This is a genomic window from Pseudomonas sp., from assembly GCF_030696055.1.
Classification (GTDB): Bacteria; Pseudomonadota; Gammaproteobacteria; order Pseudomonadales; family Pseudomonadaceae; genus Aquipseudomonas.
Genome location: NZ_JAUYNP010000224.1, coordinates 1 through 11,217 on the forward strand (window position 1 = coordinate 1; position 11,217 = coordinate 11,217).

The following is an 11,217-nucleotide window of genomic DNA, read 5'->3' on the forward strand; positions in this document are numbered from 1 at the left end:
GGCGCGTGAGCAAAGGCGTTATCACCAGTCATATTCCTTAGGGTGAGTAGCAACGCGTAGATACGAATATGTATGGTGAAAAGGCTCTGCTGATACAACGCGGTGGAGCAAGGAATTGCTGTATGAGTTTTGTCGCCAGAGCGCGATCGTTTTTGTTGTCACGTGGGGCCGGGGTTCAGCCAAGTGTTTGTGGTGGGCATGGACTTGGACCCCAGCAAGGGGCGTTTCTACGAGCAGGGCGGTGACGCCGTGCCTAGTCGTCTGGATGGCGATTACGAGGATTACATCTTGCCGTGCTTTGAGAGGATGGCGCAGCGCGTGGTCAATCCGAATTTTCGTGTCTACAACCTGTCACTGGAAAGTCGGCTACCGTCGAGCGTCGTACCCAAGCTGAACTTGGATCAGCTGGATACTTTGCTGGCTTCTTCGTAGCAGCGCATCAGTTCGTCCCAGGGAAAGTTCTGCACCTTGCGTCGTTGCAAATAGTTGCGCAGGTGTTGAAGGTTTCGGCGGATCAGCAAGCGGCCCAATGGGCGGCCCTTAAAGCGAATGTCGAGAAAATCGATCAGGCCAAAACCTCCATCCGGGGTGTGCAGGATGTTGCCCAGATGCAGCGAGCGAAAGTAGATCCCCTGTAGATGCAGCAAGCGAATATAGGCCGCCAGCTGTGGCAGTAGAGCGTCGAATTCAGCGCGGGAGTCGCGGAACAGTTTGTCCAGCGGCATACCTGCCAGCGGTTCATAGAGACAGGCACTAATCAATTTGTCGCGGTCTATCCAGCAGGTTTCGCAAATATGTGGCGTCTGGATACGCATGGCCTGCAAGCGACTGGCGCGATCGCTGAAGCGCAGCGCCTCGGGGCGCAAGCGGGCGAGTAGCGGGAGGCGGCGGCTACGGAATATTTTCAGCAGCTTGCCGTCGCTCACCCTAACCACCTTGGGACCATGGCTGTCTTTTTCCAGCACCTCGCCTTGGCTTAGCCAATTTTGTAATTCGTTCGCTGTTACAATCCGCATCTTATTTCTCTAGCCAGTCGTATGGGGCTTGCCGAATGGCCAATTCTACCCAGCAATCCAGCTTTCGGGTCTATCTGCGGTTGCTGAAGTACGTTGTTCCCTATTGGGGATTGTTTGCGACCAGTATTGTGGGCTTCCTGATTTTCGCCTCTACCCAGCCAATGTTTGGCTACATGCTCAAGTATTTCGTCGATGGTCTGGAGAACCCCGAGGCCAGCTTTTTTGCCGGGGTCCCATATCTTGGCGAGGTGCCGTTTCTGGTCGAACTCAACCTCGTGCAGATGGTGCCATTGTTGATCGTCTTGATCGCCTTGTGGCAGGGAATCGGTTCTTTCCTCGGCAACTACTTCCTGGCGCGGGTCTCCTTAGGACTGGTGCACGATCTGCGCGTAGCGCTGTTCAACAACCTGTTGACTCTGCCCAACCGCTATTTCGACAACCACAACTCCGGCCATCTGATTTCCCGTATCACCTACAACGTCACCATGGTCACGGGGGCTGCCACCGATGCGATCAAGGTGGTGGTGCGCGAAGGTATGACGGTGATCTTCCTGTTCGCCTCCCTGCTGTGGATGAACTGGAGGCTGACCCTGGTGATGCTGGCGATACTGCCGCTGATCGCGCTGATGGTCAGTAGCGCCAGCAAGAAATTCCGCAAGCAGAGCAAGAAGATCCAGGCGGCTATGGGTGATGTCACCCATGTGGCCTCGGAAACCATCCAGGGTTATCGGGTTGTCCGTAGCTTCGGTGGTGAAGAGTACGAGCGTGCGCGTTTTCTGGCAGTCACCGATGACAACCGGCGCAAGCAGCTGCGCATGGTCAAGAGCAATGCGCTCTACACTCCGTCGTTGCAGCTGGTGATCTACAGCGGCATGGCCGTGCTGTTGTTCTTGGTGCTGTTCATGCGCGGCGATGCGTCCGCGGGCGATCTGGTGGCATATATCACCCTGGCTGCGTTGCTACCAAAGTCAATCCGTCAGCTTTCCGAAGTCAGCTCGAACATCCAGAAGGGGCTGGCTGGGGCCGATAGCATCTTCGAGCAGCTCGACGAAGAACAAGAAATCGACACCGGTACCGAGGCGCGCGCGCGGATCAGCGGTCGGCTCGAAGTGCGTAACCTGAGCTTCCAGTATCCTGGCGCCGAAAAACCGGTGCTCAACGACATCTCCTTCGTCGCCGAACCGGGGCAGATGGTCGCCCTGGTCGGCCGCTCCGGTAGCGGCAAGTCGACCCTGGCCAGCCTGATTCCGCGTTTTTATCACCATGAGCACGGGCAGATCCTGCTCGATGGTGTGGATGTTGAAGAGTACAAGCTGCGCAACCTACGCCAGCACATTGCCTTGGTCACCCAGCACGTCACCCTGTTCAACGATACGGTGGCCAACAATATCGCCTACGGTGACCTGGCCGGCTCGCCGCCCGAGGATGTGCGCAAGGCGTCCGAAGCCGCCTACGCCGCCGAGTTTATCGAGAAAATGCCGCAGGGCTACGACACCCTGGTCGGCGAGAACGGTGTGCTGCTTTCCGGTGGTCAGCGCCAACGCTTAGCTATCGCGAGAGCGCTGCTAAAGAATGCGCCGCTGTTGATCCTCGACGAGGCCACCTCGGCGCTGGATACCGAGTCCGAACGGCATATCCAGGCCGCGTTGGACGAGGTGATGAAGGGCCGTACCACCCTGGTCATCGCCCACCGCCTGACCACCATCGAGAAGGCCGACCTGATCCTGGTGATGGATCAGGGGCAGATCGTCGAGCGCGGCAACCATGCCGAGCTGCTGGCGCAGAACGGCTACTACGCACGCCTGCACGCAAAACAGTTCGAAGAGGTCGGTACAGGCGTCGTGGTGGAGCAGGACGCCTGATGCTCAGTCATTTACGCGCCTGGCGTGAACGCGGTTGGCAGCCCATCGAAGCGGCCACCTATGCCCAGGCTTGGCAAGAGTTTGGTGGCAGCGTCGCCACCCACCCCGAGGTCGTCGAGCGTCTGGCTGGCCTGGCGGGGCTGCCTGTGCGCTATCTGGGCTGGTTGCACAATGGCGGGTTGCAGGCGGCCATACCGACCTGGGGCCGGCACCTGGCGTTGTCCAAGGATGTGCTGAAGCAACAGGGCAAGCGCGGCCTGTATGACCTCGGTAATGCCGAGAGCATTCTGCCCCTGGCCGCCGCCGCCCGGGTGCAGTTGCGGCATAAGGCGCGTTATCTGTCTGCGCTCAATGCCCCGCATATCGCGACGCTGCGCGAGCAGCCGGAGGGACTGGCCCTGGCCCGGGAGCCTGAGGAATACAGCAAGAAGTTCCGCTATAACCAGCGCCGCGAGCAGCGTCTGCTGGAAGAGGCGGGAGGGGTAATTCGGCCCATGTTGGAGCTGAGCGCCGCCGAGCAGGCGGTTATCTATGCCGAGCTGTTCCAGCGCCGCTGGGGTTTCGAGGCCACGGGCAAGGCGCATCTGGCCGAGGTCTTCGCCTTGCTGCGCGACTTTATGACCGGCTCGCTGATCTACCTGAACGACGAGCCCGTAGCCATTCAGGTGCTCTACCGGGTCGAGGCGCCGCAGTGGGTCAGCCTGGAATATATCAACGGCGGCGTCGACCCGCAGAACCGCGAGTTCAGCCCCGGCAGCGTGCTCAGTTTTGTGAATACCCAGAACGCCTGGGCCGAAGCCCGGGCTATAGGCAAGCCGCTGCGCTATTCCTTCGGTCGCGCCGACCGTGAATACAAGGATCGCTGGTGCAACCGGGTGCCGGTCTATCAGGTCTGACTATGACAGCACGCAAACAAGCCCTTCTCAAACGCCACCGCCGGCATAAGCGCCTCGCCATGTTGGCGGCGTTGCTCGTGCTGGTGCCGCTGGGGGCATGGGTGGCCTGGTGGTGGCTGCCGGTCCTGCTGGTGCTGGGCTGGATCGGCCATGAAGCCTGGTTCGCCGATCACCTGTTCTATGCCCCGGGCGATGACTACCGTTACGCCTTCCCCCCTGCAGTGCAGCCCATGGCCGTGCGTATCGAGCAGGGGCGCGTGCTGGTCGAGGGCGATTGCGGCGCGGCCGATACCCTGATTCTGCGGATACGCATAAAAGCCAGCTGGCTGGGGCGCTGGCTCGATCCCCATGTATTGATCGGCGATGACCGCCAGGATTTCGAGCGCGGCGTGAATGGGCAGCGCTACCTGAATCTATCTGGACAGGTCGCGGCCACGGCCCTGGCCGCTGGGCAGCTGCGCCTGCGTGGACGCTTCTGTTCGCTTGAGCCGCTGGCCAGCCTCTATGCGCTGAGCAACCCCGATTACAGTCGCCAATCGCTGATGATTATCGCCCCCCATGCCGATGACGCCGAGCTGGCCGCTTTCGGTCTGTATAGCCAGGCGGCCGAGGTCAGTATCATCACCCTGACCCAGGGCGAGATCGAAGCCGAGTCCTATCGCGCGCTGGGCCTCGACGCTGTCGAGGCCGCGCGGCTAAAAGGCCGTCTGCGCGCCTGGGACAGCCTGGCCGTGCCGCTGTGGGGCGGCGTGACGCAAGTGCGCTGCGTCCAGCTTGGCTACTACTGCCTGCAATTGCCGGCTATGGCGGCGCAACCCGAATTGGCCTTCGCCTCCCGTGAGTCCATGGAAGGCGATATTCGTAGCGTGCGTGGGCATAACCCGCTGCAGTTGCCGGGCGACAAGGATGGGCTGCCGAGCTGGCGCAATCTGCTCGCCGATCTGGTGGCGGCGCTGGAGCATTTCCGTCCCGAGGTCGTGGTCACCCCCCATCCCGAGCTGGACCCGCACAGCGACCATATCGCCAGCACCCAGGCGCTGCTCGAGGCGATCCAGCTCAGCAGCTGGAAGCCGACCACCTTGCTGCTGTATGCCAACCACCTGCACGACAATGACCGCTGGCCAATGGGCCCGGCCGGCATGGGCATCGCCCTGCCGCCGGCCATCGAACCGCTGCCGACGGACGGCTTGTGGAGCCCGAGCCTGAGCGCCGCGGTGCAGTTGGACAAGGCCATGGCCCTGGCCATGCAGCACGATCTGCAAGGCCCGCTGCCGCTGAAGAAACGCCTGCGCCGGCTGATCCAGCGCTGGCTCGCCGGAAGGCGTTGGCCGGCGACCGGTGCGGACGAGTTCTTCCGCAAGGCAGTGCGTCGTCACGAGCTGTTCTGGGTGCGTACGCTCGGCGGCTAGCCCGAGTGTTGGCCGACAAATGTTATGATCCGCGCCGATTTGCTTTAGCCGCTTCTGGAGTCTTTATGAAATTGTCCATGCCACGTTTCGACCAGGCCGCCGTTTTGGTGGTGGGCGATGTCATGCTCGACCGTTATTGGCATGGTGGTACCTCGCGGATTTCTCCGGAAGCGCCGGTGCCTGTGGTCAAGGTCGATCATATCGAGGACCGTCCGGGTGGTGCCGCCAACGTGGCGTTGAACATTGCCGCCCTCGGCGCACCGGCGGTATTGGTCGGCGTCACCGGCGAGGATGAAGCCGCCGAGAGCCTGAGCAACAGCCTGCAGGCAGTTGGAGTGCGGGCGCACTTTCAGCGGGTCAAGCATCAGCCGACCATAGTCAAGCTGCGGGTGATGAGCCGGCACCAGCAGTTGCTGCGCATGGACTTCGAAGAGCCCTTCGCCACCGATACGGTGGCCCTGGCGGCCAGCGTCGAGGCGCTGCTGGTTGGCATCAAGGTGCTGGTGCTGTCCGACTACGGCAAGGGCGCGCTGCAGAACCACCAGGCTCTGGTGCAACTGGCGCGCAGCAAGGGTATCGCGGTGCTGGCCGACCCCAAGGGCAAGGACTTCTCCATCTACCGCGGCGCCAGCCTGATCACCCCCAATCTGCACGAGTTCGAAACCATAGTCGGCCATTGCCGCGACGAGGCCGAACTGGTGGCCAAGGGCGCGGCGCTGATGAGCGAGCTGGAGTTGGGCGCGCTGCTGGTGACCCGCGGCGAGCACGGCATGACCCTGCTGCGCCCGCAGCAGCCAGCGCTGCACCTGCCGGCCCGCGCCCGCGAAGTGTTCGACGTCACCGGTGCCGGCGACACGGTGATTTCCACCCTGGCCGCCAGCCTGGCGGCGGGTGAGGAGCTGCCGCACGCGGTGGCCCTGGCCAACCTTGCCGCCGGCATAGTGGTGGGCAAGCTGGGGACCGCGGCAATCAGTGCGCCCGAACTGCGCCGCGCCATTCAGCGCGAAGCCGGCTCCGAGCGCGGCGTGCTGAGCCGCGATCAGCTGCTTACCACCATCGAGGATGCCCGCGCCCATGGCGAGAAGATAGTCTTCACCAACGGCTGCTTCGACATCCTGCATGCCGGTCATGTCACCTATCTGGAACAGGCCCGCGCCCAGGGCGATCGCCTGGTGCTGGCGGTCAACGACGACGCCTCGGTCAGCCGCTTGAAGGGCCCGGGCCGGCCGATCAACTCGGTGGATCGGCGCATGGCCGTGCTGGCCGGCCTCGGCGCGGTGGACTGGGTGGTGAGCTTTAGCGAAGACACCCCGGAAAATCTGCTGCGCGCAATCAAACCGGACGTGCTGGTCAAGGGCGGTGACTACGGCATCGAAGGTGTAGTGGGGGGGGACATAGTCACCGCCTATGGCGGCGAAGTACGGGTGCTAGGCCTGGTGGAAAACAGCTCGACCACCGCCATAGTCGAGAAGATCCGTAAGATGGATTAGCCGCAGGGCGGCGTAATCCGCCGTCCCGCCCATCGGGCCGGCTATCCGGCCGGCGACTGGCCGCCCTGCCAGTCGCCGCTGTCTGCCGGGTCATAGGCGCCCGCCCGGGGCGCGCGCATCATCCATGGCATCCCCCGTATGGAGCGAGATGTCATGACCGCCGATATCCAGGGCCGCGCCCTGGCCATGTTGAATCGATTCGCCCAGGCCGACTGGCCGGATCGTCTGAAACTGCGCAAACCCGTCGAAAGGCTTATCTATAGCGGCAGCCGCGCCAGCTTCCGGGCCGCCGCTCAGCGTGCCGGCCAGACCAGTCAAACGCCGCGTGCGGCCGATCCCGATGCGCTGTTCGATCTGACATTGAGCGACGAACAGCAGATGCTGGTGGCGATGCTCGAAGGCTTCGCCAGTGAAGTGCTGCGCCCGCTGGCCCACGCCGCCGACGAGCAGGCGGCGCTGCCGGCGGCCTTGCTCAACCAGGCCCACGAGCTGGGCCTGACCCATTACGGCGTCAGCGAAGCCCTGGGCGGCATGGCGGCGGAGCGCACCACCCTCAGCAATGCGCTGATCGCCGAGGCCCTGGGCCAGGGCGATCTGTCCCTGGCGGCGGCCTTGCTGGTGCCGCTGTCGGCGGCCAACTGCATCCGCCGTTGGGGCTCGCCTGCGCAGCAGGCGCATTGGCTGCCGGCCTTTGTCGGCGCAGACCTCGCGCCGCTGATGGCCATAGCGGTGAATGAGCCGACGCCGTTGTTCGATCCTCAGCAGCTGGTCACCCAGGCGAAAAAGCGCGGCAAGCATTACCTGCTCAGCGGTGAGAAGTGTCTGGTGCTACGCGGCCTGGATGCTGGGCAGCTGATCATCGCCGCCGGGGCGGCGGACGGCCCTGGCCTGTTTATCGTCGCAGCCGGCGCCAAGGGGCTGCAACGCAGCCCCGAGCCGGCCATGGGGCTTAAGGCCGCCAGCACCGCGCGGGTCGTGCTGAAGAACGTCAAGGTGCCGCTGGACGCGCGTCTGGCTGGCGAGCGGTTCGACTACCAGAGCTTTCTCGATTATGCCGGCCTGGCCTGGTGCGCCCTGGCGGTGGGTACGGCGCAGGCGGCGCTGGATTATGTGATCGGCTACTGCAACGAGCGCCTGGCCTTCGGCGAACCGATCAGCCATCGCCAGGGCGTGGCCTTTATGGTCGCGGATATGGCGGTGGAGCTGGATGCCATGCGCCTGATGGTCTGGCGCGCCTGCGCCCGCGCCGAGCAGGGTCTGAGTTTCCAGCGCGAGGCCTACCTGGCGCGCCTGCTGTGCAGCGACAAGGCCATGCAGATCGGCACCGATGCGGTGCAGCTGCTCGGTGGCCATGGCTTCACCAAAGAACATCCGGCCGAGCGCTGGTACCGCGATTTGCGCGCGCTGGCCGTGATGGCCGGCGGCCTGCAACTGTGAAGTGGTTTCAGCGCTGTTGCGCTGGTACGGGCTGCGTTGGAAGTGGGCTCGAAATGCTCATTTACGTTTGTAAACTGCGCTTTCTCGCCCACTTCCGCCTTGCCCGTCCGGCGCTCACGATGCGCTGAATTCCACTTCGAGGAGGATGCATGAACTTAGAAACCCCAAAGAAATTCCGTGGCCTGGTCAAGCAGGCCCATCAGGTGGCGGAGCACTATTTCCGCCCGATCTCGCGCAAGTACGACAAGGCCGAGCATGCCTATCCCAAGGAGCTGGATCTGCTGGCCGCCTTGCTCGACGGGATGAACGCCGGTTCGCCGGACGCCATCGGCGCCACCTCGGCGAGCAAGCGTGGGGCGGCCCGCGAGCAGCAGGAAGGGGTGAAGAATGGCGGCAACCTGTCGGCGCTGCTGGGCGTGATGGAGCTGTGCTGGGGTGATGTCGGCCTGCTGCTGGCCATGCCGCGTCAGGGCCTGGGCAATGCGGCCATAGCCGCAGTAGCCAATGACGAGCAGCTCAAGCGCTTCGGTGGCACCTGGGCGGCCATGGCAATCACCGAGCCTGGTTGCGGTTCCGACTCGGCGGCGATCCGCACCACGGCGGTCAAGGATGGCGATCACTATGTGCTGAATGGCGAGAAGATCTTCGTCACCTCAGGCGAGCGAGCCGATGCGGTGGTGGTCTGGGCCACCCTGGACAAGAGCCTGGGCCGCGCGGCGATCAAGTCCTTCGTGGTCGAGCACGGTACCCCGGGCATGAGCGTCACCCGCCTGGAGAAGAAGCTTGGGATCAAGGCCTCGGACACCGCCTCCATCAGTTTCAGCGATTGCCGGGTGCCGGCCGCCAACCTGCTGGGTAACCCGGAAATCGATGTGCAGAAGGGCTTTGCCGGGGTCATGGAAACCTTCGACAACACCCGTCCGCTGGTGGCCGGCATGGCGGTGGGGGTGGCCAAGGCCTCGCTGGATCGCACCCGCGAGCTGCTGCACAAGCACTGCAAGCTGGATTACCGCAAACCGCTGCTCAGCGTCACGCATGCCGAGGCGACCCTGTATCGCCTGGAAGCCGAATGGGAAGCCGCGCGCCTGCTGACCCTGAAGGCCGCCTGGATGGCCGACAACCAGCTGCCCAACTCCAAGGAGGCCTCGATCGCCAAGGCCAAGGCAGGGCGGGTGGCCAATGAGGTGTGCCTGAAATGCGTCGAGCTGGCCGGCGCCCTGGGTTATGGCGAAGACGAACTGCTGGAGAAGTGGGCGCGCGACTCGAAGATTCTCGACATATTCGAAGGCACTCAGCAGATCCAGCTGCTGATAGTGGCGCGGCGCCTGCTGGGCAAGAGTTCCAGCGAGTTAAAGTAGCGGGCGCGCCGCCCTGCTCAGACGGTTTTTAAGCTGTCCCTTTTTGCCCCGCCTTGGCGGGGCTTTTTTGTGTCCTGCCATCCCTGGCGGCCACCTTTCGAGCCGTCGCGAGGCGACGTCAAAAAGTTCTCCCGGAATTTTTTTGTGCCTGCGGCTGCGGCTGCAGGTGTTGCTGGCTTAGCCAGTCTTTCCAGCGGATGCGTTCTTCGCGCACCAGCCAGCCGTCCTGGGGCGCGAAGCTTTCCGCCAGCCACAGGCCGCGGGTGCTGGCCGGCAGCAGCTGACCGTGCTTGAGGGTGAGCAGTTCGGCCGTGGGGTGGCCCTGCTGGAGCGGTAGCAGAAACAGGTCGGGGCGCGTGCGATTGAGACGGGCGACCAGTTGACCGTCTTCCAGATGCTCATCGACATGCAGCAGGCTCAGCTGCTTGATCTCCTTGGGCAGCTGCAGGTGCAGGTCATACACCAGCTGCAGCGAGGCGGTCGGCAGATGCACGTAGGCGCGCGGGCGCTCCAGCAACTTGAGGTTGCCGCATTGCACCGGGCGCGCCGCGCCGGATAGCGGGCTCAGGCGAAAGTGCGCGGTCTCCCGGTAGCGCAGGCTGGCCTGATAGGGGGTTGGTAGCCAGGTATCGCCGAAGCGTCCGCCCAGCCAGCCTTCCGGGGTTTCCAGCAGGCACTCTTCGGCGACTTCCTGGATGGCGGTGAGCAGTGGCAGATTGAGTTCGTGGGCCGGCACATAGCCGGAGATCAGCTTGAGCACCACATCGCCACGATCGGCGCGCCGTTGCCGCACCAGTATCCAGTAGTCACGGCCCTGCCAGCTAAGGGTCAGGCGCACCGATACGCCCAGATTGGCCAGCTCCACGGCGAAGCGCTGGCTGTCGGCGACCTTCACCGGCCGGCGCTTTTCCAGCATCTGGGCGAAGCTCAGCGGTCTGCCCAGGCCCTGGTAGCACAAGCCGTCGGGCGTGGCCTCGACAAACAGCTGCAGGGTCTTGAAGCAGCTGGGGTCCTTGTGGGTCAGGGTACGCGGCATCTGGGCTCCTCTTCGTCAGCAGGCTGGGCAGACCGGAGATCGGGTCTTGGCACGGCGGCCGGGCAGAGGTGGGCTAGGCAATATCCTGCAGGACAGCCGCCGCGGTGGCGACGTTATGCGCCAGGTGCTCGGGATTGATGGTGCCGACAATCGCGCTGGTCACCGCCGGGTGGGCGAAGATCAGCTCGAAGCTGGCGCGCACCGGATCTTCACCGGGGGCCAGGCAGGCATGGCCGCTGGCCAGGGCCTTCTTGATCAGGATGCCCTTGCCGTGCCGCTCGGCGTAGTCCAGTACCGGCAGCTCGCTCTGCTCATTGAGGTTGTAGGTGACCATGGCGCAGTCGCCGCGCTCGAGGGCCAGCAGGCCGCCTTCCACGGTTTTGCCGGAGAGTCCGAAAGCACGGATTTTGCCTTCGCGCTTGAGCTCGGCGAGGGTCTCGTAGACGCCGCTATCGCGCAGGATGGCAACGTCGTTGCCGTCGGAATGCACCAGCACCAGGTCGATATAGTCGGTCTGCAGGCGCTTGAGGCTGCGCTCCACCGAGAAGCGCGTGTGTTCCGGGCTGAAATCGAAGCGCGACTGACCGTCCTCGAACTCTTCGCCGACCTTGCTGACTATTACCCAGTGCTGGCGCTGGCCGTGCAGCAGCGGGCCGAGGCGGCTTTCGCTGTTGCCGTAGGCCGGGGCGGTGTCGATCAGGTTGATGCCCAGG

At 63.7% G+C, this 11,217-nt stretch carries 9 protein-coding genes; 6 read left to right on the forward strand and 3 right to left on the reverse strand.

The window, feature by feature from the left end:
- Window positions 1–401 precede the first annotated feature (401 nt).
- A complete protein-coding gene (locus tag Q8Q83_RS13075) occupies window positions 402–1,016 on the reverse strand; it encodes a toluene tolerance protein (protein WP_305624380.1) in 615 nt (204 codons plus the stop codon).
- A 35-nt stretch (window positions 1,017–1,051) separates the two neighbouring features.
- Here Q8Q83_RS13075 and msbA point away from each other — a divergent pair, with 35 nt between their 5' ends.
- The 6 genes from msbA to Q8Q83_RS13105 all read left to right on the forward strand — a co-directional run bounded on the left by msbA (window position 1,052) and on the right by Q8Q83_RS13105 (window position 9,468).
- Complete coding sequence (gene msbA, locus Q8Q83_RS13080) at window positions 1,052–2,878, forward strand: lipid A export permease/ATP-binding protein MsbA (protein ID WP_305624382.1); 1,827 nt, start codon at window positions 1,052–1,054, stop codon at window positions 2,876–2,878.
- Window positions 2,878–3,774: a GNAT family N-acetyltransferase gene (locus tag Q8Q83_RS13085; RefSeq protein ID WP_305624384.1), complete on the forward strand. Its 897-nt coding sequence runs from the start codon at window positions 2,878–2,880 to the stop codon at window positions 3,772–3,774. The genes msbA and Q8Q83_RS13085 overlap by 1 nt, the downstream gene beginning before the upstream one ends.
- A gap of 2 nt (window positions 3,775–3,776) precedes the next feature.
- A complete protein-coding gene (locus Q8Q83_RS13090; RefSeq protein ID WP_305624386.1) occupies window positions 3,777–5,183 on the forward strand; it encodes a PIG-L deacetylase family protein in 1,407 nt (468 codons plus the stop codon).
- A 65-nt stretch (window positions 5,184–5,248) separates the two neighbouring features.
- Window positions 5,249–6,673, forward strand: a complete 1,425-nt coding sequence (gene hldE / locus Q8Q83_RS13095) for a bifunctional D-glycero-beta-D-manno-heptose-7-phosphate kinase/D-glycero-beta-D-manno-heptose 1-phosphate adenylyltransferase HldE (RefSeq protein WP_305624387.1) — start codon at window positions 5,249–5,251, stop codon at window positions 6,671–6,673.
- Window positions 6,674–6,826: 153 nt separating this feature from the next.
- Complete coding sequence (locus Q8Q83_RS13100; protein ID WP_305624389.1) at window positions 6,827–8,110, forward strand: acyl-CoA dehydrogenase family protein; 1,284 nt, start codon at window positions 6,827–6,829, stop codon at window positions 8,108–8,110.
- A 149-nt stretch (window positions 8,111–8,259) separates the two neighbouring features.
- The gene (locus tag Q8Q83_RS13105) at window positions 8,260–9,468 is read left to right on the forward strand and encodes an acyl-CoA dehydrogenase family protein (RefSeq protein WP_305624391.1); all 1,209 of its coding nucleotides are present in this window, start codon (window positions 8,260–8,262) and stop codon (window positions 9,466–9,468) included.
- Between the two features lie 118 nt (window positions 9,469–9,586).
- Here Q8Q83_RS13105 and Q8Q83_RS13110 read toward each other — a convergent pair whose 3' ends face one another.
- Both Q8Q83_RS13110 and Q8Q83_RS13115 read right to left on the reverse strand, forming a co-directional pair.
- On the reverse strand, window positions 9,587–10,504 hold the full coding sequence (locus Q8Q83_RS13110) for a metal ABC transporter ATPase (protein ID WP_305624393.1): 918 nt from the start codon (window positions 10,502–10,504) through the stop codon (window positions 9,587–9,589).
- Window positions 10,505–10,577: 73 nt separating this feature from the next.
- On the reverse strand, window positions 10,578–11,217 hold a 640-nt coding region (locus Q8Q83_RS13115), incomplete at its 5' end, for an aldo/keto reductase (protein ID WP_305624395.1).

What these genes read in the sequence shown, in the direction of transcription:
- hldE (WP_305624387.1), top strand. Translation starts at nt 5,249, where the DNA reads ATGAAATTGTCCATGCCACGTTTCGACCAGGCCGCCGTTTTGGTGGTG.
- Q8Q83_RS13105 (WP_305624391.1), top strand. Translation starts at nt 8,260, where the DNA reads ATGAACTTAGAAACCCCAAAGAAATTCCGTGGCCTGGTCAAGCAGGCC.
- Q8Q83_RS13100 (WP_305624389.1), top strand. Translation starts at nt 6,827, where the DNA reads ATGACCGCCGATATCCAGGGCCGCGCCCTGGCCATGTTGAATCGATTC.
- Q8Q83_RS13110 (WP_305624393.1), bottom strand. Translation starts at nt 10,504, where the DNA reads ATGCCGCGTACCCTGACCCACAAGGACCCCAGCTGCTTCAAGACCCTG.
- Q8Q83_RS13075 (WP_305624380.1), bottom strand. Translation starts at nt 1,016, where the DNA reads ATGCGGATTGTAACAGCGAACGAATTACAAAATTGGCTAAGCCAAGGC.
- Q8Q83_RS13090 (WP_305624386.1), top strand. Translation starts at nt 3,777, where the DNA reads ATGACAGCACGCAAACAAGCCCTTCTCAAACGCCACCGCCGGCATAAG.
- Q8Q83_RS13085 (WP_305624384.1), top strand. Translation starts at nt 2,878, where the DNA reads ATGCTCAGTCATTTACGCGCCTGGCGTGAACGCGGTTGGCAGCCCATC.
- msbA (WP_305624382.1), top strand. Translation starts at nt 1,052, where the DNA reads ATGGCCAATTCTACCCAGCAATCCAGCTTTCGGGTCTATCTGCGGTTG.